This is a genomic window from Crateriforma spongiae, assembly GCF_012290005.1.
Lineage (GTDB): Bacteria > Planctomycetota > Planctomycetia > Pirellulales > Pirellulaceae > Crateriforma > Crateriforma spongiae.
This window is the reverse complement of the sequence record NZ_JAAXMS010000006.1, coordinates 89,563-114,512: the sequence shown is the minus strand read 5'-3', so window position 1 is coordinate 114,512 and position 24,950 is coordinate 89,563. Positions and strand designations below refer to the sequence as shown.

General features: G+C 60.5%; 18 protein-coding genes. 9 read left to right on the top strand and 9 right to left on the bottom strand.

Going from position 1 to position 24,950, the window contains the following annotated elements:
- Nucleotides 1-67 precede the first annotated feature (67 nt).
- The 3 genes from HFP54_RS16930 to HFP54_RS16920 all read left to right on the top strand — a co-directional run bounded on the left by HFP54_RS16930 (nucleotide 68) and on the right by HFP54_RS16920 (nucleotide 2,521).
- On the top strand, nucleotides 68-1,285 hold the full coding sequence (locus HFP54_RS16930) for an ABC transporter permease (protein WP_168566064.1): 1,218 nt from the start codon (nucleotides 68-70) through the stop codon (nucleotides 1,283-1,285).
- Nucleotides 1,286-1,288: 3 nt separating this feature from the next.
- Nucleotides 1,289-1,984 (top strand): ABC transporter ATP-binding protein, encoded by a 696-nt coding sequence (locus HFP54_RS16925; protein WP_168566063.1) that lies wholly within the window; start codon nucleotides 1,289-1,291, stop codon nucleotides 1,982-1,984.
- Nucleotides 1,985-2,113: 129 nt separating this feature from the next.
- On the top strand, nucleotides 2,114-2,521 hold the full coding sequence (locus tag HFP54_RS16920; RefSeq protein WP_146414680.1) for an ArsR/SmtB family transcription factor: 408 nt from the start codon (nucleotides 2,114-2,116) through the stop codon (nucleotides 2,519-2,521).
- Nucleotides 2,522-2,608: 87 nt separating this feature from the next.
- Here HFP54_RS16920 and HFP54_RS16915 read toward each other — a convergent pair whose 3' ends face one another.
- A complete protein-coding gene (locus tag HFP54_RS16915) occupies nucleotides 2,609-4,564 on the bottom strand; it encodes a TolC family protein (protein WP_235951977.1) in 1,956 nt (651 codons plus the stop codon).
- Nucleotides 4,565-4,810: 246 nt separating this feature from the next.
- Here HFP54_RS16915 and HFP54_RS16910 point away from each other — a divergent pair, with 246 nt between their 5' ends.
- Nucleotides 4,811-6,199, top strand: coding sequence for an efflux RND transporter periplasmic adaptor subunit (locus HFP54_RS16910; RefSeq protein WP_235951976.1), 1,389 nt, complete (start codon nucleotides 4,811-4,813; stop codon nucleotides 6,197-6,199).
- A gap of 121 nt (nucleotides 6,200-6,320) precedes the next feature.
- Nucleotides 6,321-9,446 carry an efflux RND transporter permease subunit gene (locus HFP54_RS16905; RefSeq protein ID WP_168566062.1) on the top strand — a complete coding sequence of 1,042 codons (3,126 nt, stop codon included), beginning with the start codon at nucleotides 6,321-6,323 and terminating at the stop codon, nucleotides 9,444-9,446.
- A gap of 194 nt (nucleotides 9,447-9,640) precedes the next feature.
- Here HFP54_RS16905 and HFP54_RS16900 read toward each other — a convergent pair whose 3' ends face one another.
- From HFP54_RS16900 to HFP54_RS16885, 4 genes are all read right to left on the bottom strand, one after another.
- A complete protein-coding gene (locus tag HFP54_RS16900; RefSeq protein ID WP_206036269.1) occupies nucleotides 9,641-10,219 on the bottom strand; it encodes an REP-associated tyrosine transposase in 579 nt (192 codons plus the stop codon).
- 115 nt (nucleotides 10,220-10,334) lie between these two features.
- Nucleotides 10,335-11,333, bottom strand: coding sequence for an aldo/keto reductase (locus HFP54_RS16895; RefSeq protein WP_168566061.1), 999 nt, complete (start codon nucleotides 11,331-11,333; stop codon nucleotides 10,335-10,337).
- Nucleotides 11,334-11,497: 164 nt separating this feature from the next.
- The gene (locus tag HFP54_RS16890) at nucleotides 11,498-12,709 is read right to left on the bottom strand and encodes an amino acid aminotransferase (protein ID WP_168566060.1); all 1,212 of its coding nucleotides are present in this window, start codon (nucleotides 12,707-12,709) and stop codon (nucleotides 11,498-11,500) included.
- A gap of 238 nt (nucleotides 12,710-12,947) precedes the next feature.
- On the bottom strand, nucleotides 12,948-13,505 hold the full coding sequence (locus tag HFP54_RS16885) for a GNAT family N-acetyltransferase (RefSeq protein ID WP_146414684.1): 558 nt from the start codon (nucleotides 13,503-13,505) through the stop codon (nucleotides 12,948-12,950).
- 271 nt (nucleotides 13,506-13,776) lie between these two features.
- Here HFP54_RS16885 and miaA point away from each other — a divergent pair, with 271 nt between their 5' ends.
- The 3 genes from miaA (at nucleotide 13,777) to HFP54_RS16870 (ending at nucleotide 19,313) form a co-directional block, all read left to right on the top strand.
- Nucleotides 13,777-14,820: a tRNA (adenosine(37)-N6)-dimethylallyltransferase MiaA gene (gene miaA, locus HFP54_RS16880; RefSeq protein ID WP_168566059.1), complete on the top strand. Its 1,044-nt coding sequence runs from the start codon at nucleotides 13,777-13,779 to the stop codon at nucleotides 14,818-14,820.
- Nucleotides 14,821-15,045: 225 nt separating this feature from the next.
- A complete protein-coding gene (locus HFP54_RS16875; protein WP_168566058.1) occupies nucleotides 15,046-18,825 on the top strand; it encodes a S1 RNA-binding domain-containing protein in 3,780 nt (1,259 codons plus the stop codon).
- Nucleotides 18,822-19,313: a hypothetical protein gene (locus HFP54_RS16870; protein ID WP_146414687.1), complete on the top strand. Its 492-nt coding sequence runs from the start codon at nucleotides 18,822-18,824 to the stop codon at nucleotides 19,311-19,313. The genes HFP54_RS16875 and HFP54_RS16870 overlap by 4 nt, the downstream gene beginning before the upstream one ends.
- A 93-nt stretch (nucleotides 19,314-19,406) precedes the next feature.
- Here HFP54_RS16870 and HFP54_RS16865 read toward each other — a convergent pair whose 3' ends face one another.
- Complete coding sequence (locus HFP54_RS16865) at nucleotides 19,407-20,537, bottom strand: SMP-30/gluconolactonase/LRE family protein (protein ID WP_315853921.1); 1,131 nt, start codon at nucleotides 20,535-20,537, stop codon at nucleotides 19,407-19,409.
- 177 nt (nucleotides 20,538-20,714) lie between these two features.
- Nucleotides 20,715-21,644 carry a hypothetical protein gene (locus tag HFP54_RS16860; protein WP_168566057.1) on the bottom strand — a complete coding sequence of 310 codons (930 nt, stop codon included), beginning with the start codon at nucleotides 21,642-21,644 and terminating at the stop codon, nucleotides 20,715-20,717.
- A gap of 360 nt (nucleotides 21,645-22,004) precedes the next feature.
- On the opposite strand from HFP54_RS16860, the gene HFP54_RS16855 reads away from it, so the two are divergent.
- A complete protein-coding gene (locus tag HFP54_RS16855; protein ID WP_146414689.1) occupies nucleotides 22,005-23,192 on the top strand; it encodes a phosphoglycerate kinase in 1,188 nt (395 codons plus the stop codon).
- Between the two features lie 153 nt (nucleotides 23,193-23,345).
- Here the strand turns inward: HFP54_RS16855 and HFP54_RS16850 are convergent, their stop codons facing one another.
- Both HFP54_RS16850 and HFP54_RS25280 read right to left on the bottom strand, forming a co-directional pair.
- Nucleotides 23,346-23,777, bottom strand: coding sequence for a secondary thiamine-phosphate synthase enzyme YjbQ (locus HFP54_RS16850; RefSeq protein WP_168566056.1), 432 nt, complete (start codon nucleotides 23,775-23,777; stop codon nucleotides 23,346-23,348).
- A 495-nt stretch (nucleotides 23,778-24,272) separates the two neighbouring features.
- A complete protein-coding gene (locus HFP54_RS25280; protein ID WP_206036268.1) occupies nucleotides 24,273-24,665 on the bottom strand; it encodes a hypothetical protein in 393 nt (130 codons plus the stop codon).
- Between the last annotated feature and the right edge of the window lie 285 nt (nucleotides 24,666-24,950).

Genomic DNA, 24,950 nt, shown 5'->3' with positions numbered 1-24,950 from the left:
AAGCAACGATCGCCGCCTTCACCTAGGCGTTCGAAACACCGAGACAATCATACGGAGATACAAATCGATGAACCTGAGAAAGCTGGTCTGGCGAGAACTGTTCGAGCGTAAGAGCCAGATGATCACGATCTTTGTCGGAATTCTGTTGGGAATCACGACGGTCATCGCGATCAAAAACATTACTTACTATTCCGAGATGGCCGTCGCGCGAGAGATGGACAGTTTGGGTGCCAACGTGTTGGTGTTGCCCAAGAGCGTGACGCTGCAGGATTACTATTCCGCCGACCTGCACAACGAAACCATTCCCGAGGAATACGCGTTGCGTTTGACCATGTCGAACCTGGCGGGCGTCGACAATCTGTCGCCGAAGCTTTGCGTTCCGGTCGAATTGCAGGGTCGCTCGTTCACGCTGACGGGCATTCTGCCCAAGAGCGAGTTTCAGGCCAAAGCGGCTTGGGGCGGCGCCGGGATCTTTTCGCGGCCGATCGGTTGCGGGGCGATCGACGTCGGCACGCCGAATGAACCCGAGGACAAGAAGACGCTCGTTCGCAAACGGGTGATCGACGACTTGGCCACCGATGAGGCACTGGTCGGATCCGATACCGCATCGGTCTTGGGCATCGTAGAAGGACAAACGATGGAATTGATGGGCAAGCAATTTTCCGTGGTCGCGGTGCTGCCCGAAACGGGAACGGTCGACGATTCACGCATCTTTGCTCACTTGCACACCGTTCAAGAGATGTCCGGCAAAGACGCGGTGGTCAGCTGCATCGAGATCGTCGGTTGCTGCAAAGAGATCTCTGCCGGCCTGGTCGGCAAAGTCAATGACCTGTTGCCCGATGCCAAGGTCGTCACGGTGGCACAGGTCGTCGCGACCCAGGCAAAGGTCAACGGGATGATGGAAAAGCTGTCGTTGATCTTTGTGGCCATCATCGTCGTGATCGGTGGTGCGGGGATCGCGAATTTTATGTTCGCCAATGTTTATGAACGTCGGCGAGAGGTCGGCACATTGATGTCGTTGGGGGCACAGTCGAATCTGATCTTGCGGATCTTTTTGCTGAAGGCGTTGTTGCTGGGCGTTGCCGGTGGAGTCGGCGGGTTTGTGATCGGCACGACGTTGGCCGTCACGTTGGGACCTCGGTTGGCCAACGTGCCGGTATTGCCGATGCCCATCCTGGCGTTGTGGGCGATCGGAATCTCGGTCGGCACCACCTTGTTGGCCAGCTATTTCCCGGCCCGCAACGCGGCGAGCCTGGACCCCGTCACATCATTCAAGGAGGTTTGAACCATGTTACTGATGCAGAATGTCACGAAGACTTATGAGATGCACCGCCAAAAAGTGGTCGCTTTGGACGATGCCACGCTGGAAATCCCCAAGGGTGATTTCGTTTCGTTGATCGGCCCCAGTGGCAGCGGCAAAAGTTCGCTATTGGTCATGCTGGGCGGAATGTTGTCACCGACGTCGGGCCGTGTCTTGCTGAACGACCAGTCGATGTACGACTTGAACGCCGATGGTCGGGCTAGAATGCGACAGGCCCACATCGGGTTCGTGTTCCAGACGTTCAACTTGATTCCGTATCTGACGGCTCAGGAAAACGTCCAAATTCCGCTGTATTTGTCGGGAACGTCGGAAGCCGACCACGGTGACCGGGCGGCGGAGTTATTGGCGCGAGTCGGCTTGGGTGACCGGTTGGATCACAAGCCGACCGAACTGAGCGTCGGACAACAGCAACGCGTCGCTTTGGCAAGGATGTTGGCCAACGACCCGGACGTGATTCTTGCGGACGAGCCGACCGGGAACTTGGATCCGGAAACCAGCGAGCAAGTGATTGAATACTTCGAACAGTTCAATCGCGAAGGCCGAACGATCGTGATGGTGACGCACAACCCCGAAGCGGCCGAACGCGCCAAGCGAGTGCTGAAACTTCGCAACGGCAAAATCGTCGACGACCGCGCTTCGTTGCAGTCGTTTGACGCCGCCTGATGGTGCAGATGCCACAACCGTTCTGTTGATCTGGTCGCGTTTGTCCCGGTACATTGATGTTTTCAAACGCATCATCGCGATCAGGGGAAACGCGACTGCCGACCTGACGAATCAAAAGGCCACTGGAACATGAGCACCACGACCGAATCCCGCTCGGCAGACGACATTCCGATCGTTGCGTTGTCGGAGATCGGCGAGGAGATCAACACCGTGTTCCGAGCGTTTGCCGACGGCACACGCTTGAGGATTTTGCACCTGCTGGTGGATGATGAAATCTGCGTCGGCAACTTGGTCAAGATCCTTCAGTTGCCTCAGCCCACCGTGTCGCGTCATCTGGCATATCTACGCAAAGCATCGTTGGTGGACGTTCGCAAAGTCGGCCAGTGGTCGCACTATTCGTTGGCTCCGGCGCGGTCATGCTTTCAACAAAAGTTGTACGGCTGTCTGACCGACTGCTTTCACGATGTGCCTGAGTTGCAAGACGACAAGCGACGCGCCCGTGAATTGAAAGACAACGGCGGTTGTTGCGATTCCTAGCCAATCGCCGCGAGGAAAACGATCGGGGCGATCGCCTCGTGTCGGTCACCTCGCGGCGTCCATTTTCGTGATGACAGTTCCCGCCGATCACATGCCTTCGCTGACGGGCCAGCCGAGGGCACGTTGCAGTTCGAACTGGGCACGATTGTGTCCGACGACTGCGTCCAAGTAGGCTTGCTGGGCGTTTTCCAATGCGACGATCGATTGCAACGCTTCGATCGGCAAACCTTGACCGTCGGCGATTCGGCTGACGTTGCGGTCATAGGAATCTTGGGCAATCGGAATGGCGGATTGGCAGACGTCGATCTGGCGACTGCGCATCGTCACCTGGGATGCCGCGGTGCGTACGTCGGCGGCGACTTGGTCCATCGTGCGCAGCTTTTCATAGCGTGCTTGCTGGACTTGGGCCGAAGCACGACGACGTGCGGCATGTTCTCCAAACCCAAGGTTGCGTGTTTGCCAAACCAACGCGGCATCAAAGTCATAACGGCTGTCGACTTGGTCCAAATTGTTCCCCAATCCGCCGCCGAACCCGCCGGTGCTGAAGCCCAGCAGAACACTGGGCACGAACGGCGAGTAGCGTTCGCGTCGATGAGCTTCACAAGCCTGGGCGACCAGAGCCTGGGCTTCTTTCAGTTCTGGACGGTTTCGCAACGCGATCGGAACCAGTGAATTCGTATCATTCGACGGCACGCCAAAGTGGACCGGCATGGCCATCGCGTCGGTGGGAATCAAGTCGCCACCGCCGTCCAGGCTGGCCGCCGCGGCAAGTCGTGCGGCGGCGACGCCCACTTGTTCTTGGGCTTCAAACAATCGGTTTTGGACCAACAGCACCTCCGTCGCCAAACGGTCCGCGTCGGCCTGCAAGCCTTCGCCGGCTTCGGCAAAGTCGCTGGTCACCTTGGACAACCGTTGGGCACGCTCCAAAGATTGCTGGACGATCGCCACCCGTTGATGTGCTTGCAACAAATCGGTGTAAGCCACTGCGACGTCGCGCAGTTGGTCATTCATCGTCGCGGTCGCCGCATGACCGTCGGCCCACATGCCACGCTTGGCGATTCGAGGTTGAAAGAGCGCATCGGCCAAGTGGAAACGGGCGACCAAGCCGGGCGTCGGCGTGGTTCCGGCGCCGGTCGCGCCGGCCCCCAGTCCGTATTGAAACGAGTTGCGATTGACGTCAACAATCGATCCATCACTGGCCTGATAGTGGCCGTCATGTCGATGGAACGAAAAACCGGTTTGAATCGTCGGCAGCCACAACGCGCGTGCTTGGTCCAATTCGGCGTAGGCTTCTTGGACACGCCAACGTGCGACGGCCACGGCGGGATGTCGACCGCCCACCATCGCCAATACGCTGGGAAGGTTGATGGGCATCACGCCGGCGGAATTATCGATCAGGATCGGAGCCGAATCATCGGCCAGAACTTGGATGTCGTCGACCAATTCGATGGACGATGCCTGGCTGGCCTGAAACGGCGAAGCGGTGGCCATTTGCACCGGCGCAGCCGTGGCTATCTCAATGGGCGTCGACGGTGAGGTAGCGTCCGCTTCGTTGGCCCGAGTGACCGCGGGCGTCTGGTCGATCGAAACCGGGTGCGGTGTTGTCGAACCGGTGATCGCCGGCTTGTCAAAATCCACTGGCGGTGCCACCGCGACCGGACCGTCGGTCGCGCGTTCGGGTGGCGGGACTCGGCGGGGGCTGGCCGCGTGACGAATGTCCTTCCGAGCTGCTGTGGCGAGTTGAAGTGATTCCCTTTGCGCCGACTTTTCCGATTCGACAGCCGCAACCGATTCGGTGTTGTTGACCAGGCGCACGTCACCCTCGACATCCGCCGAAGGCCCAATCATCTTGGGATCCAGTCTCCGGGGAACGGAGCGATCGATGGCGTTTCCACCATCGGTTGCCGGGTTTTGCACGTCGGTCGCGTCCATCACAGGCACACTGGGCCTGTCGGCACGATCGTTGAATCCGGGCATTGCCGTGCAACCGGCACACGCCGCAAGATTTGCCAAGGTCAGATACAGCAGTCGTCTCGATTTCATTCGTGGCCTTTGACGGGCGATTGAAGTCGTGTTGAACCTGCGGTTCCGGTTTGCCCGAACGTCGGGATACGGCAGGTCGTATGACTTCTGATTCGGCAACGGGTTATGCGTGCGGTCGCCCCAAGCGTCTAAGAAATGACTGATACAAACGGAACAGAAACAGAAATGCCCGTCGTATGGATTAAGCTGGTCGCGAAAGCGTTTCAGTTTGAATCGCCGGCCCACCCCGCCTCCTTCCCTCCCCCCATGGATCGCTTCGCCTTGAAACCCAACCTGGCCATTCGTTTACTGCCGTTTTGTTGTGACTTGCCAGCGACGTGCCGGCGCCGCCTTTGGCTCGGGCCGATCGCCATGCTGTTGATCGCCGCATCGGTCGGATGCCAACCGTCCGGCGATGACACCGCCGGCACGGAAGCGAAACGCAACGACGCACAGGTCGCCGTGCAACTGGTCTCCGTTCAGCAGTCGACGACTCGACAAACCAGCCGCCAACCGGCCACGGTGCATCCGTTCTATGAAGCCGCCCTACGTCCTCGGGTGCAAGGTTTTGTTCGCGAAGTCCGGTCGGACATCGGCGACGTGGTCAAAGCGGGTGACGCTTTGATTGTTTTGGACGTGCCCGATTTGGAACAAGACCGCGAAGCCCAGCGGGCCAGAATCGCGCGGCTGGAAGCCGAAGTCCAACGCGCCAATGCCGGTGCCGAATTGGCGCGGGCCGTCGTCCAGTCCGCCGAAGCCAACGTGGCGGCCGCCCAAAGTGAAATGGCCGGCGCCGACGCCGAATTGGCCGCCGCCGAATCGGAATTTGCCCGCACCCAGGATTTGGTGTCACGCCAATCGCTGCAGCAACGCATGCTGGACGAAGCACTCCAGCGGCGGGACAGCCGACGTGCCGCATTGGATGCGATCCGTTCGTCGGTCAACGCGGCACAAGCCGAAGTCACCGTTGCCCAAGCAAAGCTGACGGCCGCGGCAGCCGACGTTGATGCCGCGAAGGCCGATGTCGATGTCGCACTGCGTCAATTGGATCGAATCGAAGTCATGCTGAACTTTGCGACGATCAAAGCACCCTTTGACGGCATCATCACCCAGCGGAACGTCGCCCCGGGTGACTTGGTGAATGCGGGCGCGGGTTCCCCGTTGCTCCGAATCAGCCAGGTTGACCGCGTACGAGTTCACGTGCCGGTTCCCGAATCCGATGCCGCCCATGTCAACGCGGGCGATGCCATCGAAGTCGCGTTTCCGTTCTTTCCCGACGAGTCACCGATGCAGGGTACCGTCACTCGCGTCGCCGGCGAACTGGACCCATCGACCCGCACGATGGTGGTCGAAGCGGTGTTGGACAACGCCGACGGCAAGCTGGTGCCCGGAATGTTCGGCCAAGCGACGATCGAATTGGCGGTGCACGAAAACGTTGCCACGTTACCCGCCCGTGCGATCCGATTTGACGAAAACGGCGACGCATACGTTTATGTCGTCAACGATCAAACCGTGTCGGTCCAGAACATCCAAACCGGCAACGACGACGGATCGACGATCGAGGTCCTTTCGGATTTACCCGCCGGGACGAACGTGATCGACGCTCACCTTCAGCGTTTCACCGATGGCCAACAGGTCGCGGTCTTGGCTCCCTGATTTTGCCCGCTTTGTTTTTGCACCGCCCCCACCTTCACGCGTGATTCTCGCCAGCGTCGGATTCGTTTGAACGTTTCTCCGTCGCCACCACGCGTCCCCGCTTTCGGAAACAAGTTTCGCAATGGGTCTGATCCGATTTTCGCTTCGTAACCCTTACGCCGTTTTGGCGTCGGCCATCGCATTGTGCGTCTTGGGCGCCGCGGTGATTCCGCGGACCACGATTGACATTTTGCCGGACTTTAAAGAGCCGGTCGTGGTCAGCTTTTTCAGCTATCCGGGGCTGCCGACGCTGGACATGGAAAAGTCGGTAACCAGCCGAGTCGAGCGTGCGTTGACCCTGGCCGGCAAGATCGAACATCAAGAATCGCGGACCGTCCCCGGCGCGGCGGTGATCAAAGTCTTCTTCCAACCCGGTGCCGATCCCAGTTCGGCGATGAACGACATCGTCAATCTGGAAGCCAGCGACATGTTCCACTTGCCGCCGGGCATCGAATGGCCGTTCACCCTGCGCAGTGAACCGGCCAACTTGCCCGTCGTTTTGGCTGCCATCAGCGGGGAAGGGCTGAGCGAATCCGAGCTGTACCAGATCGGTTACTACGCGGTGCGAAACAAGATGGGCGGCTTGAAAGGCGTCCAGATTCCGCACCCCTTCGGCGGCAAGTTTCGCCAGATGATGGTCTATGTGGATCCACAAAAACTGCAGGCCTTCAACATCGCGGCAACCGACGTTGTCGAAGCCTTGCGCAACAGCAATCTGGTCCTGGCGTCTGGATCGGCGCGGATGGGCGGCATCGACTATCAGATCCATCCGCGAAACACGTTGCCCGACACTGATGAAATCGCGGGCATCCCGATCACCGTTCGTGAAGGTCGTCCGGTTTTCATCCGCGACGTCGCCGAAGTCGTTGACGATGCGGCGCTGCAATACAACATCGTCCGGGTCAACGGAAAGCGAAGCGTGTATTGCCCGTTGTTGCGTGAACCGGGCGAAAACACCATCGCGGTGGTGGACCGGATTCGCGAAGGCTTGGCGGAGGAAATCCCGAACATGAAGGAGCGGGGCGACATCCCCGAAGCCACCGAGGTCACATTGGTCAGTGACCAGTCGGGCTACATTCGCGATGCGATGAAGAACCTGTTCAACCAAGTCGCACTGGGTGCCTTGCTGGTGGCCGTTGTGGTCGTCGTCTTTCTGCGTCGCTTGTTGCCGACGCTGGTCATCGTGGCCACGATCCTGCTGGCGCTTCTGATCGGCGGACTCGGATTCGCCTTTACCGGTCAAACGATCAACGTCATGACGCTGGGCGGATTGGCGTTGGCAATCGGCACCGTGGTCGACGCGGGAATCGTGGTCGTTGAAAACATTTTGCGTCACATGAAGATGGGCAAGTCGTCCATCGATGCGGCTCGCGACGGGACCGCGGAGGTCAGCGGTGCGATTCTGGCAGGCACGATCACGACCCTGGCCGTCTTCCTGCCGGCGTTGTTTTTGACCGGGATGATCAAGTACTTGTTCGCCCCGCTGTCATTGGCCGCCACGTTCACCATCGGTGCGTCTTACATCTTGGCTCTGACGGTGGTGCCGGCGTTCTGCGCAACGTTTGTGCGTTCCAAAGTGCAAAGCAATCCTGATACAAGCGAACCGACGGACAATGCTTACAGTCGTCTGTTGCGTGGGCTGATCAAAGCACCGGAGCTGGTGGCTGTGGTGATCATCCTTGGCGTGGGTGCCTCGTTCGCCCTGTGGCCGGCGATCGGGACCGAACTTTTCCCCAACGTCGACGAAGGCACGTTTGAAATTCGCATCAAGACGTTGCCCGGAACGGAGTTGTTGGAAACCGAATCTTTGGTCGCCGACATCGAAGACACGATCCGGTCGGTCATTCCGGAATCGGAGATCGACGCCCTGATTTCCAACATCGGGTTGCCGGTGGGCAAGGGTGCCGGTTTCAGCACGGTGTTGAGTTCCAACAGCGGTCCGGACACGGCGTATGTGATCGTCAATTTGACACGTAGCGGCCGCAGCGCCAGTACCAACCAATACATCCGCCAACTGCGAACCAAGTTGGCCGATGATTACCCGATGCAACAGTTCATGTTTGTCGGTGGCGGGATCGTCAACATGGCGCTGAATCGTGGGGTGCCAAGCCCGATCAACATTCAGTGTGGCGCCGGGACACCGCAAAAATGCCGCGAAGTGGCCGAAAGAGTCGTCGCGAAAGTCCATGACATTCCCGGCACCGTCGACGTCCAAATCGCCCAATCTTTGGACTATCCCCAATTCGATATCCAGGTCGATCGGACGCGGGCGAAGTTCCTGGGCGTCGATCAGAAACAAGTCGCCGAAACGATCCTGACCGCTTTGGGCAGCAGTGTCGGCTACGCCCCCACCATCTGGATCGACCCCAAGTCGGGCGTCGACTTCTTCATGGGGGTCCAGTATGCCGACAACCAGTTCGATTCGCTGGACGAGATTCACAGCATGCCGATTTCGTTGGACACGGCCGACGGTGCGGTGACGATCCCGCTGTCGAACATCGCCACGGTCCGCCGCGTGAACATTCCCGCCGAAATCAGGCACTACAACATCGCTCGGGTGAACGACGTCTATGTCAATGTTTCGGGCCGTGACGTCGGTTCGGTCGCCGCCGACGTACAACGTGTCATCGACGAAATGGAGTTTGAAAGTGGCACATCGGCAACGATCCAAGGCCCGGTGCAGACGATGTACAGCGGCATGGAAATGCTGGGTTGGGGTTTGTTGGTCGCGATCGTTTTGGTCTACCTGGTGCTGATGGCACAGTTCCGGTCATTTATCGATCCGCTGTTGATCGTGCTGGCGGTTCCACTGGGGATCGGCGGTGTCATCGTGACGCTGTGGGCGACCGGAACGACGATGAACATCCAATCGCTGATGGGCACGCTGATGATGGTCGGCGTGGTCGTGAACAATTCGATCCTGCTGGTCGAATTTGCCAACCAACGTCGCGCCGATGGCAAATCGGCGGCCGACGCGGCGATCGAAGCCGCTCGCGTCCGTTTACGACCGATCTTGATGACCAGTTTGACGTTGGTCGCGTCGATGTTGCCCTTGTCATTCGCCTTGAGGCCGGGCAACGAAGCGATGATTCCTCTGGCCCGTGCGGTGGTCGGCGGGATGGTCGCGTCAACGGTCCTGACGCTAATCCTGGTGCCATGTGTCTACACGCTGTTGCACCGGAGAAACGATTCAGTGGCGACAGTTTAATGCACGCGTAGGCGATGCTGTGCATGACGGTGGAGGCGATCCGAGATGCACTTGTCATGCGGAGCATGACCTACGGCCATACACGCTGTTGCACCGGAGCAAAGACTCGACGGCGACAGTTCAATGCACACGTAGGTCATGCTGTGCATGACGGTGTGGACGATCCGACAGGGATTTGTCATGCGGAGCATGACCTACGGTTCGCCGGCTTCACGAATCCTACGAACGGTTTCGGGCGTCTGATTGTTCTCGTCGGTAAAACAGCCCCAGTGATCGGGATACACGCCCTGCTTGACCCAACGATGGAAACTGGTGTGCGGCCAGTCTTTGGCACACTTGACGTACCCGTGCTTCACCGGATTCCAGTGGATGTAGTCGAAATGGCTTTGAAAATCCGTCTCGCCTTCAATGGTGTGCTCCCAGAACCGAGGCTGCCAAACGCCTCGCCGTCTTTGACGCTGCTTCCCCGTGGATACCGGTTGGCTCGATCCACCGGCGACCAGCCAACGTTTGGTAAACTCCTTCTTGATCCACCCCAGACGCTTTGAGTACTGGTCATCGCCAGGTGGAAGCGACCAAATCGAATGCCAGTGGTCCGGTAACCACACGATGGCGACGACATCGAGCGGCCAACGACTTGCACATTGCCGCAAGACGTTGCCCAGAAGCGTCACTGCCGTGGGATCCGCAAACGTTGGTTGTCGCTGATACGTGACGACCGTGAAAAAGAACGTACCTCCGGGCACGAAGGCCCTGCGGTATTCAGGCATCATTCCCGATTGAGTCGGTGGATAGAGACGCGGCCGGTCACGTCTGGGCTTTCGGAACTGTCATGCAACTAACTGCCAATCTATCTATCGTCACGCACAGCATGACTACAGATCTGACCTACGGCGTGATCAATGGGGCGGCGGGGTACTTGGCGATCAGCCGCAGGGTTTGATCCATCTGCTCGGGTGTTTCGGCGCCGACGGTCATCGTGTCCAGCAGCCCGTTGGACTGGGCGAACCGGATGCATTCGTCGGCTTTGTCGGCCAACGTGCCTTCGCCATAGATCTTCATCCCGATGATCGCTTTGCCGTTCTTACGAGCCTCGGTCAGCACGGACACAACATCATCGACCTTGCCATCCATTTTGGCGCCGTGCGGATTGATGCGAGCCAAGATGACGTCGACCCAATCGGACCGACTTGCGATCTTGAGAGCTTCCAAGTTGTGACAGGAAACGCCGACCGCGCGGAGCTTTCCCGACTTCTTCGCTTCGTCAAACGCTTCCATGTACGGCTGCAACTGTTCGGACCAATCCGGCGTGGTCATGCAGTGCAACAGCAAGATGTCCAAATGGTCGGTGGCGATCTCGTGACAGAATCGTTCGATCGTCGTCTTGGCGGCCTGTTTGCGATGCGACGGCGCGATCTTTTCAAAGGGACCGTCATAGCGAGTCCACAGTTTGGAAAGGACCGTCACTTTGTCGCGTGGGATCGTCCGCAGGGCTTCGCGAAAGTAAACGTGCGAACCGTACAGATCGGCCAAGTCAAAGAAGGTCACGCCGCGATCATAAGCGTGGTTCAGTAGCGCCACCAATTTTTCGAAGCCCTGCCGGGTGTGGTCCGATTGTCGATTGCCACCGTGCATCCCCGTACCCTGGCCGACACGAGACATGGTGATGCCGGTGTTTCCCAGCTGGATCTGCGGCGGCGAAGGCACATCGTTGTCGATCGGAGCCGACGCTGATTCCGATTCGGCGCCGATCGCGGCACCGGCGTGCATGGTGCCGGCCGACAACGCGGCGGTGGCGGTCAGCAGGGAACGCCGGCTGCATCGCTGGGACTGGTTTGACGGAGCCCTTTGAGATTCGGACTCGGCCGGATGATTCCGCTGGGACATCGATTCGATCCCTTTTTGCAATGGGGCGCACACGGGACACAGTTGCCGGGGCAGGCCGCGTCGGCCTATGCCCGAAACACAACGGTGACGTTACTTCGCCACCGACTCCAGTGTAGGCGTCCGGCGCCGGTGATGCATGAAAGTGCGACCGAATCGATCGGCTTTTACAGCACCGCCGCGACCTTTTCGCACAACCAGTCGATGCGGTCTTCGGCCATTCCGGCGACATTGATGCGCCCGCTGCCGACAAGATAGATGCCATGCTCGGTGCGCAGTTGGTCGACCTGCATGGGCGACAGGCCGCTAAAGCTGAACATGCCTTTTTGCGAAAGCAGGAACGAATAATCGCGATCCGGCGCGACTTCTTTCATCCCTTTGACGAACGATTCGCGAAGCCGATGAATCCGCTGACGCATTTCCATCAATTCCGACTTCCACGCCCGGCGTAGCGCTTCGTCGCCCAGGATCGTCGCCACGATCGACGCACCATGGCGTGGTGGATTGCTGTAGTTGCATCGCACCAGCCGTTTGATTTGGCTGACCGATGCGGACGCGGCGGCCTGATCGGCGGCCATCATCACGACCGCGCCGGTACGTTCGCTGTACAGTCCAAAATTCTTGCTGAAGGAACTGCATACCAAACATTCCGGAACGTGACGCAGCATCGTGTGCAGCCCCACGCTGTCTTCGGCCAATCCGTCGCCGAAACCTTGATAGGCAAAGTCGATCAGGGGGAACAGTTTCAGCTCGGTGATCCGCGCGGCGATCTGTTCCCATTGCTGGGCGTCCGGGTCGACACCCGATGGATTATGACAACACGCGTGCAGCAAAATCACGTCGCCCGGTCGCGCGTTTGCCGACAGGTCGTCCAGCATGCCGGTCAGATCCAACGATGTCTTGTCCGCTGATAGATAACGATACGACACGGCTTCCAAACCAGCGGCGGTCATGATCGCACCGTGGTTGGCCCAAGTCGGCGTGGGCAAAAAGACCCGTGGCCGGGCAAACTGGTCGGCCAGAAATTCGGCCGACACACGCAGCGCACCGGTACCGCCGGGTGCCTGAACGACGGCGGCCCGTTCGTTGGGAACTTTGCCGTCAAAGACCATATCGCGGACCGCGTCGCGATAGTCGGCCATGCCATCGATCGGCAGATAGCCTTTGGTCTTTTCGCCTTCGATCAAGATCTGTTCGGCCTGTTTGACCGCCCGCATGATCGGAGTGATCCCGCTGTCGTCTTTGTAAACGCCGACCGTCAGGTTCATCTTGTCCGCACGAGGATCGGCCAAGAAGGATTCGGTCAAACCCAGGATCGCGTCGGGCGGTGCGGGTTGGACGGAGCTGAGCTGCAGCGGTGCGGCGGCGGGTTCGGACATTGCGGTGCGGATGCCTGAATAAAAGATCGATGGGAAGCGACGGACGTGGACGGGTTCGGCCGAATCGTCGACGTGGAAGATAGACGTATCAGCGATGAGCGATCCGTGCGTTAGCGCCAACTTAGCTGACAGGAAACAAAACGGCTATCGCTGGTTCGTGTCGTCCACACGGGGTGCTTGGCCGGCTTGTGTCGCCAATCGGTGGCGGCCGGAATTGCGGGTCAGAAATGGGCTTGGATCAAGCGCCGACGATATCAGCCGCTTTGTAAACCACGTCCGCTTTTTTGAAGCCCAGCTTTTCATACAACCGGACAGCCGCCGCGTTATCGGTGGTGACTTCCAAGTGCATGCGGCGGATGCCTGTGACGGCGAATCCGGCAGCCGCCTTCAACAGCAACAGACTGCCCAGGCCTTTGCCACGGTGATCCCCGACGACCCCCAGGTTTTGAACTGCACCCCAGCCGTCGACCGACAATCCTTGGATCGTGCCCACCGGGCTTTGACGCCCACTGGCCGGATCCCGATGCCGCAACAACCAAGTCGCCTCCGGGACGAAAGCCGCGCGGCTGACGATTTCACGCATCAGACGCAAACAACCGTCTTGCCGTGACAGACACGGAAACACGTCCGCATCCAGCTCGCTGCGGAAACTGTCGAACTTGGCGGTCGCATGTTCGCGGACCAGGGCATCGCTGTAGGGAACCAGTTCGTATCCGAACGGCAGCGGAGGCGATTCGGGCACGCCGGCGGCCAGATCGAATTCCATTCGGAATCGTCGAAAGTAGGTGATGCCCATGGGTGTGATCGTTCGGCGATGGATGAAACGGACGCCCGCGCAGACGCCGTCGAATGCCTCGATCGATCGTACCACGCGGCGTGCCCAACGGCATTCAAAACGTCGGGATTCCGGTGCGGATTGATCGCTTCGATCCGTCCGACGGAGGGACTGGTCGATTTGTAGGGTCTACTTAGACTTTTCCTAGACCATCGAACGACACCACCAGAGCACCGGTGGACGACCGGCCGACCGACGGACGACCACCCTACGACGAACCGCACCGAAGATCTTGGACGCCGCCGAAGACCGCCCCTATCCGCCGCTGATCGATCGAGCCGTCTTTGTGACCGGTGCGACGGCGACGGGCAAAAGCCGCATCGCCATGCGTTTGGCCCGGCAGGTCGGCGGTGAAATCTTGTCGCTGGATTCCATCGCGGTCTATCGCGGCATGGACATCGGCACCGCCAAGCCCGACGCGGACGATCAAGCCGCGCTGCCCCACCACTTGATCGATCAGGTCGATCCGGACGATGACTACAGTGTCGCGCGGTACTTGGATGCGGCCCATCGCGTGGTCGATGCCGTTCTGGATCGTGGCCGGGTTCCGATCTTTGTCGGCGGGACGCCGATGTTTTTGAAGGGCGTCTTGCGAGGCTTTGATCCGGGGCCGCCGGCCGATTGGGATTTTCGTCGCCAGGTCGAAGAGGACCTCGCACGGCACGGCGTCGACGCGTTGCGGAATCGTCTGTGGCAGGTCGATCCGTTGTCGGCGTCTCGGATCGACGCCAACGATTCGCGGCGCATGATCCGGGCATTGGAAGTCGCCAAGCTGACCGGGCAACCGCTCAGCCACCGCCAACAGCAATTCGACACCGTGCGTGACGCCGATCAGTGTGCGGCCCTGGTCGTTCGGCGTGATCGCACGGAAATTCACCAGCGAATCAACGCCCGCGTCGAAGCGATGTTCGATGCCGGCTGGGTCGCCGAAGTCCGCCGTTTGGCACAGCGATTCCCGACACTCTCTCGGACGGCGGCCAGCGCGGTGGGTTATCGAGAGATTCTGCAGTGGGCGGAAGAAGAGAACCTGTCGGCGGACGATCCCGACGCTTGGCCGAGGCGACCGCCGGAGGAAATCGTCCAACAGATCGCCGCACGCACCCGCCAGATGGCACGTCGACAGGAGACTTGGTTTCGATCGTTTACCGAGCTGACGGATCTGCCCGGCCGACAGATCGATGACGACGATCAGGCCCAACAATGGGTGGACCGAGTCGCCGCTCGGATATCGGGCGGGCCGCCGTTTCAACTTGGGCAAGACAAACCGGATCGGTAATCCTGTCGAGGTCTCGGCGGCCGCCGAAGCCGCGTCGTCAGCGATCGTCTCGGTTGACAGTCCTGCGCAGCGGTCATATTCTCCGCCGTTTACTGCACTCACGGCGCAACTGGAGCCCCCCAGGGTTCTTGGACTCGTCGGTGATGGTGCAAGTAGACATCAACTTCAACTGCGTCGCGATGCGTCTTCGGCCGCATCGGACCGCTCGATTGAGACCGACCGATCATGACTGTCGATCTGGAGGCAATTGCCCGCCGCGGGCGTTGCGAAACTGCTAGTTTGCGAATCGCCCTGCCCTTGCTGGAACAGGGATACACCCCGCCTTATCTGGCGCGGTACCGCCGGGATGAACTGGGGGACATCGACGAAGCGTCGCTGTGGCACCTGTCCCACGCCGTCCAATCGGATCTTGAACTGCAGCGACGCCGCGAAGAATTGGTGCAATCGTGGAAGACCAGCGAGCTGACCGATCCGGCACTGGGGAAAGCGGTTGAAAAAGCGGCCAGCAAACGATTGCTGGACCGGTTGGCTCGTCGCGTGAAATCGGAACTGGGCGAAAAAGTCGATCCTTCGACTCGCTTGGCTGCTCGGATCTTGAATCCCCGCAAAGGCGACGGTGATGACATCGCCTCCATCGCCGGCAAAGTCGATGGAATCGAAGCGGACCAAGTCGAAGCGGCCGTTGCCGGTTTGGACAACGCGCTGGCGAAACGTCTGTGTGGGGATCCGCGGGTGATCAACGCCGCCGTCCGCTGGCTGGCCAAGAACTCCCGCATTCATATCTCTCAAGTCCACGACCCCCACGGCGGCGACGAGCCGGAGGAAAAGAAAAAGGGTCGCAAAGGCAAGGATCAAAAGGAAAACCAGAAGGAGACGGGTAGCCAGGTTACGGGTGAGCAGGTGGCGGGCGAACAGGTCGCTGTGGCCCCAACGACCGAAAGCCCAGCGACTGAAAGCCCAGCGACTGAAAGCCCAGCGACCGAAAGCCCGTCAAGCGAAACTCCAGCGACCGAAGCACCGGTCGCTGCGGAACAGGTCACCGCCGAAACGGTTGTCGCCGCTCCCGCACCGGAAACGCCAAACGCCGACCCCGCAGCCCCGGCCGACCCACCGCCTGCAGCCCCGGCCTCCGAAACCCCGACCGCTGCCGACCCTTCACCCGTCGACCCGTCACCTGCCGACCCGGTCCCTGTCGCCCCGTCACCTGCCGCCCCGTCACCTGCCGCCCCCAAACCCCCACAGAACAAGCCGGCTTCGCCCGAGGTCACCGACCCGACGCCGGTTCCGGTGACGAAAAAGACGAAGAAGGTTTCGCCACGTCAGCGCCGACGACGTTGGTTGGTCGGTGTGCTGAAGCCTTTGCAGGGCAAACGACTGCCGCCGTCGAAGCTCAGTTCGTTCCAGATCGTGATGTTGGCTCGTGCCTTGCGCAGCCAAGTCGCCGTGTGCTCATTCGAGTACGACGCGAAAAAGCTGGTGGACGAAATTCAGCGATCGGCAATGGCGCTGAATCGCCAACTGGAAGCCAAGCTGCGTGAAACGGTCCTGATCCACGAAGCCAACATCCGCGAAGCGGCCGAGTCCGCTTGGTGGGATGAATTGCAGGAACAAGCATCCACACGTCTGGTCGGGATCGCCGCCGACAATCTGCGTCGCAGCGTCAACCGTGGCGGCGTGGATGCCAAGGTCGTGATGTCGATCGATGCCGTCGGACCACGCACCGCGGCAACCGCGATCGTTTCCAGTGACGGACGGGTGCTGCATCACGAAGACATCCCATGTCAGTTGTCCAAATCGCTGCGGTCGCAAGCCGTGCTGAAGATGGGCGAACTGATCCACACCTACGGCGTCGACCTGATCGTGGTCAGCAATGGCCCGGCCCGCCGTGCCAGCCTGGCCGCCATCGGTGACTTGATCGAACAGTCGCCCGAGAAGTCGATCCACTGGACGCTGGCCGATCGCAACGGCGCCGATGCTTACGCCAGCGGCCCGGTGGCAGATCAAGAAATGAAGGCGACCCCACGGCGTTTCCGCGCCGCATCGTGGATCGCTTTCTCGGTCGTCACTCCGGCCCAAGCGTTGGCCAAGGTCGATCCGCTGAAGCTGCGGTTGGGATCGTTCCAGCGTGAACTGTCCGACGACACGCTGTCCGGCGCCCTGCGTGACGTGATGATCAGCGGTGCGTCGCGTGGCGGGATCGATGCCAACGGCGCGCCGGTGACTTGGCTCAGCCGACTGCCCGGCATGAACGAAGCGATCGCCAAGGCCATCGATCAACGTCGTCGCGAAAAACTGTTCGGATCTCGCACCGAATTGACCGAACTGGACATCTGGGATTCGCTGGTCAGCAGCCGCCAAGCACTGCCGTTTTTGCGTGTCTTCGGCAGCGCACAGCCGCTGGATGGAACGATGATCCATCCGGACGACTATGGCCTGGCTGAAAAGCTGGCCAAGGCCTTGGAACTGGAACTGCCGCCCGCCGAGCCGCCTGGATACACCGCCCCGTCGTTCGAAGATGAACCCGCGGAAAAGCCGGTCGAGCCCGTGGAGACGCCGGTCGCCGACGACAGCTTGAAAGTCGAAACATTCGAAACCGTCCCGGACGAAAAGACGGAGAACTTTGCGGCCAAGATCGAATCGGAATCTGACGCTGCACCGGAAGCCGAAGCCGAAGCCACCGGCGAATCTCAGCCCGTGGTCGATCCGCCCGCCGCGGAAGCAACAGCCGACGCGAATTCGCCCGCCGATTCCGAATCAGCGTCCGAAGCCGAAGCCACCGCCGAAGCACCGGCCGATTCCGACGACAATGCCACCGCCGAAACTTCGGCGGATGCCGACGCATCGCCCGAATCCGATGCCCAACCCGAAGCGGAATCCGACAGTGCGGCCGCCGCACAACCGGCCACTCCGTTCCGGCAAACGCTGCCCGAGCCCGCCAAGGTCGACAAGTGTGTCAAGGAATGGCAGGTCGGACGTCACCGTTCGCACCAGATCGTTCATTGGCTGTGCGACCCGTTCGGCGACAGCGACCCCAGCGGTGTCAGCCCGGCCGTATTGAACACGATGCCTTCGCTGAAATCCTTGAAGGAAGGCGACGAAGTGATCGGCGTGGTCGTCGGCGTCATGCCGTTCGGCGTGTTCGTCGAACTGGCCCCCGACTGCAGCGGGCTGATCCACGTCAGCCGCATCAGCGAAGGCTTTGTCGAAGACTTGCACGAAGCGGTTCAGGTCGGCGATGTCATCACCGGTTGGGTGACCGGCATCGACGAAAAACGCCGTCGTGTCGCGCTTAGCGCCATCAGCCCCCAACGAGTCGCCCAGTTGGAACAGGAACGCCAACAGCAGCGTGGTCGCCGCGACGACCGCGGCCCGCGCGGTGGCGGTCAACGACGCGGTGGCGGCCAAGCCGGTGGTCAAAAGGGCGGTGGCAACCGCGGCGGATCCGAACGCGGCCGCAGCGGTGAGAACCGCGGCGGTGGCGGCGGCCGTTCGTCGGACAATCGTGGCGGTGGCCGCGGACGGTCCGGCGGCCGACCGGGTGGACGCGACCGCGGTCGTTCTCGTGACCGCAAACCCGAGGTCTATCGTGTCACCAGCAGCGAACCGGAAAAGGCACCGATCACCGACGCGATGAAGCAGGGTGCCGAACCGCTGCGTTCCTTCGGCGACCTGATGCAGTTCTATCAAAAGGACACGCCCGAACCGCCCAAGCCGGAGGTCAAGCCGGACGCCCCGGCCCCGACGGCCCCTGAATCGGTCGCGTCCGATGCCGCTGACACCACGCAGCCGTCCGCTGATTCGCAGCCGTCCGCTGATTCGCAGCCGCCCGCCGATTCGCAGCCGCCCGCTGATTCCAGCGAACGAGTCGATCCGCCGGCCGCCGATCCGGCGCCGCCAGCGAATCAACCGCCCGGCGATGACGCCGCCACCGAAAAAGCCACTTCACCGGCCGCCACGACGGACCCGACCAACCCCAACAACCCTTCGGATTCGTCGTCGGCATGAGCAGTGGAGATTTTCGATCACGATTGGAATCGGCCATCCAGCGTGGCCAGAAACGGGCACAGTCCGCGGCCGATCGGCAACGCAAGAAAGAACTCAGCGAAGACGAACTGCGGCGTCTGCACACCAGTTATCGGCTGAACCTGTCCGACAGGATCGAGCGCGCCGTCACCGGTGTGGCCGACCACTTTCCCGGCTTTCGCCAGGAATCGCTGTTCGGCGAAAACGGTTGGGGCACCGCCTGTTACCGAGACGACTTGAAGATCGATGGTGGCCGACGGACCAATCTGTACAGCCGCCTGGAGATCGTCATCCGCCCCTTCAGCGACGCCAAAGTCCTGGACATGAAAGCCAAGGGGACGGTGGCCAATCGGGAAATTTTCAATCGCAGTTTCTTTGCCGACTTGGTGGACGTCGACGAAGACGAATTCGCCCAGCTGATCGACACCTGGGCGATCGAATTCGCCGAACTGTACGCAAGCAACAGCTAGATCAAGGCCGCGGGCGATTCAGGTTCTCAGCGTCCCTATCAACCTGACGCCCGCAAACCTGTCTTCCTGCAAACTGTCTTCCTGCAAACCCGCTCACCCTCCCGCCTTCATCTTCACGCGGCACAGTTTGTCATCGGCGGTGATGTACAACGTCCCATGGGTGTCGTCGAACGTGCAATTGCTGGTCCGGCCGCCGGTGATGATTCGGGCAATCAAGTCGCCCGACGGTTTCATCACATAGATGCCACCGGGACCGCTGCCGAAGATCAATCCGCTGGGATGCACCGCCAAACCGTCGGGCAACCCCGGGTATTCTTTCATGAACTGCGTTGCATTCATCAACACCTTGCCATCACCCAGTGTGCCGTCGTCACCCAGGGGATAGGCCATCCAGATCGGGCGTCCCGGATCGCTTTGTGCCACATACAACGTCTTTTGATCCGGTGACAAACCGATCCCGTTGGGCCGATCCAATTCTTTGGTCAACAGCGACAGATCGCCATCAGCGCTCAAACGATAAACGCCACAAAAATCCAACTCGCGTCGCGGATCGTCGGCCCGCTGTGGCAATCCATAGGGCGGGTCGGTAAAGAACAGATTCCCCGCTTTGTCGAACACCGCATCGTTGGGGCTGTTCAGCCGCTTGCCTTCGAATCGATCGACCAGCGTCATCTTTCCGCCGCGACGGGTCAACACACTGACACGCCGGTCACCGTGTTCACACATCGTCAATCGACCTTGCGGATCCAAAGTCAGCCCGTTGGTCCCCGGTTCCAACCCATAATAGGTGACTCCGGTGTAACCACTGGGTTGCATGAAGGTCGCCATGCCACCGCCTGCCGACCAGCGAAAGATGGTGTTGCGTGGGATGTCCGAAAACAGCAGATGCCCGCCCGCATCATCGGGCACCCAAACCGGGCCTTCGCACCAAGTCAAACCGTCGGCCAAGACTTCGATTTTGGCGTCATCGGAAAACACGTCGGCGGCGGCATCGGTCAGTCGTTCGATCCGTCCGATCGAACGATAGCTTTCGGCTTGATCGGCCTGGTTCGATTGAGCGTCCGACGTGGCAGCGGTCAGGGCCAACAACGCCGCCAATGCCGCGGCCGCGGGGGAAAACAAACGCTGATGCATGCTGGGATCACCGGTGGGAAGATGGGCGTCAATGGTGGGAACGGCCGGCCGGTACGATGACCGATCACGACCGCCGCTGATTGTAGTCACGCGTCACAGGGCTCGTGTTGCGCGGCACCGCAGGGGTGGTGTGATTCGGCCGATCGATTCACCAGAACCGCAGGCGTCGCCAATGCGATTCGACGAAGCCACCGAAAGAAAACCCGCCCGCGCGATGCTTGTCACCGGCGCATTGCTTGTCACCGGCACGGCGATGCTTCAACGGCTTCAGCGTTTGTCGCCGCGACCGGAACGTTGTGCGGTCCTGGAGCCATCGGCCGACACCCGCGGCTGTCCGTTCCGCTCGCCCGCCTTCGCCAGCTCCGCACGCTTCGCCACCGTCAAAATGGTTCCCGCAAAACGCTTCTTCGTTTCCATTTCGACTTGGGGCAACCGTCGTGCGACGTCCACCATGCCGCCGGGATTGACCGCGGATGCCTGAGAGACTTGCGCAACAAATCGCGACGTCTCCATGAAGTTCACGTCCGCCGATTTGCCGATCAGACCGGAAAACGTTCGCGCGAGCAAATCGGTGCCGAAGCCGTCAAACTTGATGAAGCAATCCAGCGTTCCGGTCACCGTGGTTCCGCCGCTGGAGTTTTTGGCGTAACTGCTTCGCAGCATGAACACGCCTTCGCCTCGCACCGGACTGGTCGTCAGCTTGCCGTCGTACAGGCCCGTCGCCACAAACACGTGCGTCGTCGAATCGCCGTACACCAAATCGATCGTGCACGTCGTCCCGCTGCCGTCCTGGGCTTCCAATTGATAGGCGCCGGTGCGACGAACGGAGACCTTGGTGATGTCCATCAGGTCCCACATGCCGACCAAGACTTCGGGGTTGCGGGTCAGGAACAAAAACATGTCCCGATCACAGGCGATCGCTTGGGTGGGCAATCGGCGATAGATCGTCGGCTTGTCGGTGATCCGCTGAATCCTCTGCGACGCTTGCGGCGTCAACCGCTGCAACGGCAACGCGGCGACCGCTTCGCGGCGTTCCCGCGACGTCAACGCCGACAACAAACCGCCACCGGAACCCTCGTTGGCCATCGCTGGCACGTCGGAACCCAGCGAAGCGGCGATCAGCAAACACACCCCAGCGGCAACGACCACGCGACGCAGCGCACCGGCATCCACCGGCGTGGCACACGCGTGACGCATGATCCGCCCGAGACGAATGCGCAACGATCGACGGTCGTTTTCGGCGTTTCGCTGGCCCGCCACTGGCGTCCCCCGCTGGAGATTCGTCCGTGGTCCACCTGCCACGGGGCGTTGCGGCGAGCCGGCTGGGTGCCCAGTACAACGCATGGTGTTCTTCTTCGGTCGGGTTATGCCGCCAAGTTCAATCAAAGGGGTCGCGACGACCAAATCGGGGTCGGCACCATTGACCAGATTCCGGCCCGAATCGCGTCGATTGGCCCCCCTCCCGCATCGAAACGGATTGGCGGATAATTCCGCCGACGCACACTCGCGGGGCCGCCCCCCGACCGTTTCACACCCACTTGTTTCACAAAGCTAGCGATGGCCAAGAAAACCATTGATCAGATCGACGTTGCCGGAAAAAAAGTTCTGATGCGGGTCGATTTCAACGTGCCTTTGGATGACCAACAATCGATCACCGACGACCGTCGCATCCGCATGGCCCTGCCCAGTATCAAAAGCGTCGTCGATCGCGGCGGTCGGCTGATCTTGATGAGCCACCTGGGACGCCCCAAAGGCGACGCGGGCGACAGCAAGTTCAGCCTGGCACCGGCCGCCAAACGCCTGGGTGAACTGTTGGGCAGCAACGTCGCCTTTGCCTCCGACACCGTCGGCGACGACGCCAAGGCCAAAGTCGATGCAATGAGCGACGGTGATGTCGTCGTCTTGGAAAACCTGCGATTCAACGCCGGCGAAAAAGGCGGCGATGCGGACTTTGCCGGCGAACTGGCCGCGATGGCCGACGCCTACTGCAACGACGCGTTCGGCACCTGCCACCGTAAAGACGCCTCGATGGTCGCCGTCCCCGAAGCCATGGCTGGCAAGCCACGTGTCGTGGGCCACTTGGTCGCCAAAGAAATCCAGTACCTTTCCGACGCCATCGGCGATCCCGGTCGACCGTTCGTCGCCATCCTGGGTGGTGCCAAGGTCAGCGACAAAATCAATGTCATCAACAACCTGTTGGGCATCTGCGACGCCGTGCTAATCGGCGGTGCGATGGCCTACACGTTCAGCCTGGCTCAAGACGGCAAGGTCGGCGGCAGCCTGGTCGAACCCGATAAGGTCGATCTGGCAAAGGAATTGATCGCCAAGGGCGGCGACAAACTGCATCTGCCCGTCGACACCCACTGCGGCGACGACTTCAGCGGCGACTGCAACAAGAAAGTCGTCCCGGCCGGCGAGATCCCCGAAGGCTTCGAAGGCTTGGACATCGGCCCGGAAACCGCCAAGAAATACGCCGACGTCATCAAGTCATCCAAGACCGTGGTCTGGAACGGACCGATGGGTGTGTTCGAAATGCCCCCGTTTGATGAAGGCACCAAAGCGGTCGCCCAAGCCGTTGCCGACAGCGACAGCGTCAGCATCATCGGCGGTGGTGACAGCGCCGCGGCCGTCGAACAGCTGGGCTTCAGCGACAAAGTCAGCCACGTCAGCACCGGCGGTGGCGCCAGCCTGGCGATGTTGGAAGGTAAGGCTTTCGCGGCGGTCGACCTGCTGGACGAAGCCTAAACGGCCCCAGCGAAACGTCGATCGTCCAATTGCGATCTCGTTCCAAGGCCACGACGCCCACGTCGTGGCCTTTTTTCGTGCCCCTTCCTGAGCCAACCACCATCGCCCCCCAACCGTAGCTGGATGCGCCAGCATTCAGGCCCCAAACCGTCGCTAATCTCCCACTCCCGATTCCCCCATCGCCGTGATCGTCAGGTTCCTGGCCCCGCCGCGGTCGCGGTGTTCGCACAGATAGATTCCCTGCCACGTTCCCAGATCCGGTCGACCGTCGCGAATCGGCAGGATCAACGAGGCCCCCATCATGGACGCCTTCACATGTGCGGGCATGTCGTCGGGCCCCTCCAGCGTGTGAACATACGGCAAGTCTTCAGGAACCATGTGATTGACCGCCGTTTCAAAGTCCACACGAACATCCGGATCAGCGTTCTCGTTGATCGTCAGCGACGCGCTGGTGTGGCGAATGAACACCTGCATCATCCCCACCCGGATCTGTGACAACTCCGGAATGGCCGCCAACACGTCGTGCGTGATCAGGTGAAAACCACGTCGTTTTGCCGGCAGCGTGATGCGTTTTTGTACCCACATGACCCGTTCAACCCTCGTGTCCCGTGACGATTTCCGCCAAGGGTGAAAAAATTCTCGGCTTTTTCTATGGCAATTTCCACGCCGCAACCTATCACGGTGCCCGTCGACACGTCAGATCCGGTTGACAGCCGGGCCCGCATTGCGGTCAACCACTGCAACGGGCATTTCAGCATTGGGTTTGAGCGTAGGGGAAAATTCCCACACTTGAAGAGCCATTTTTCGGCATAACGCAACAGCCATCCGCATCGGGCGTTGGTTTCTTCCCGAGCGACAAAGTTTATCTGGCCGCCAATGGTGGCTCGGTCCGCTGTATTTGCGTCTTCACTCTTCACGGAATTTTCTTGACTGTCCCCCGTTGACGTCAATAATCACGGCGTCCAACCAACCAAACCGACGCCCGAGAAACCAGGAATCAAGGCGTCGCCGACTTTCTCTCGACTTCGCCGCATCGCCACGGAAAAGAGCCCGCGGCAGAAGCCCCAAAGGAAGATTTGTTCAACGCTTATGAGCCACTGCAAAAACGTTTTCGAAGCCATCCTTCGCTACGGTCACGATGAAGACTTCGTCCCCCACAAGGATGACGGCTTTGAGCCCACCGATGCTCCGGCCGGTAGCCCCGAAAAGATCGAAGTCCTGCGTCGTCGCGTCGAACTCGGCCAGCCCCTGTGGCACAACACCGACCGAGTGGATTACAGCGGCCTGACCGGCGCCATCCGTCCGCGCGAGTAAGGTTTCCCCGCTCGCGGCGATCGTCGCCCCCGTGCGTCGACCGCCACGTACCAGATTGACCCAGAAAGCCCCGGAGTGCTTCAGCATTCCGGGGCTTTTTTCGTGCGCATCGCCGTCGAGTGCATCGAAAAAGCCAATCCGACCGGCCAGCCGAAACACACCCCACCCCGACAAGCCATCGGCCAGGTGATTCGGTAACGCCCCTGACACACGGCACGACAATGGGCCCCACACCCGATATCACCCTGACAACAGGGTTCAAATTGCGCCAAACCGAACCGTCAAGATTCCCCCAAACGGTCGTTCGACCGGCTTGCGGCGGGCCGCAATTGCTGATTTTGTCTGGCACGGCGGTATTCGGGTGCAACGGTTGGTTGTGCAAAGCCTCACCATTTGCCGAATCGCTTCCAAGGGAGCGGGACGCACCGTTGGACCACCCCAAGG

Coding starts and splice junctions, on each gene's coding strand:
- HFP54_RS16930 (WP_168566064.1), top strand. CDS start 68: ATGAACCTGAGAAAGCTGGTCTGGCGAGAACTGTTCGAGCGTAAGAGC.
- HFP54_RS16895 (WP_168566061.1), bottom strand. CDS start 11,333: ATGTCCCAGCGGAATCATCCGGCCGAGTCCGAATCTCAAAGGGCTCCG.
- HFP54_RS16860 (WP_168566057.1), bottom strand. CDS start 21,644: ATGCGTCACGCGTGTGCCACGCCGGTGGATGCCGGTGCGCTGCGTCGC.
- HFP54_RS16875 (WP_168566058.1), top strand. CDS start 15,046: ATGACTGTCGATCTGGAGGCAATTGCCCGCCGCGGGCGTTGCGAAACT.
- HFP54_RS16890 (WP_168566060.1), bottom strand. CDS start 12,709: ATGTCCGAACCCGCCGCCGCACCGCTGCAGCTCAGCTCCGTCCAACCC.
- HFP54_RS16855 (WP_146414689.1), top strand. CDS start 22,005: ATGGCCAAGAAAACCATTGATCAGATCGACGTTGCCGGAAAAAAAGTT.
- HFP54_RS16910 (WP_235951976.1), top strand. CDS start 4,811: ATGGATCGCTTCGCCTTGAAACCCAACCTGGCCATTCGTTTACTGCCG.
- HFP54_RS16925 (WP_168566063.1), top strand. CDS start 1,289: ATGTTACTGATGCAGAATGTCACGAAGACTTATGAGATGCACCGCCAA.
- HFP54_RS16905 (WP_168566062.1), top strand. CDS start 6,321: ATGGGTCTGATCCGATTTTCGCTTCGTAACCCTTACGCCGTTTTGGCG.
- HFP54_RS16870 (WP_146414687.1), top strand. CDS start 18,822: ATGAGCAGTGGAGATTTTCGATCACGATTGGAATCGGCCATCCAGCGT.
- HFP54_RS16915 (WP_235951977.1), bottom strand. CDS start 4,564: ATGAAATCGAGACGACTGCTGTATCTGACCTTGGCAAATCTTGCGGCG.
- HFP54_RS16885 (WP_146414684.1), bottom strand. CDS start 13,505: ATGGGCATCACCTACTTTCGACGATTCCGAATGGAATTCGATCTGGCC.
- HFP54_RS16920 (WP_146414680.1), top strand. CDS start 2,114: ATGAGCACCACGACCGAATCCCGCTCGGCAGACGACATTCCGATCGTT.
- HFP54_RS16900 (WP_206036269.1), bottom strand. CDS start 10,219: ATGATGCCTGAATACCGCAGGGCCTTCGTGCCCGGAGGTACGTTCTTT.
- HFP54_RS16850 (WP_168566056.1), bottom strand. CDS start 23,777: ATGTGGGTACAAAAACGCATCACGCTGCCGGCAAAACGACGTGGTTTT.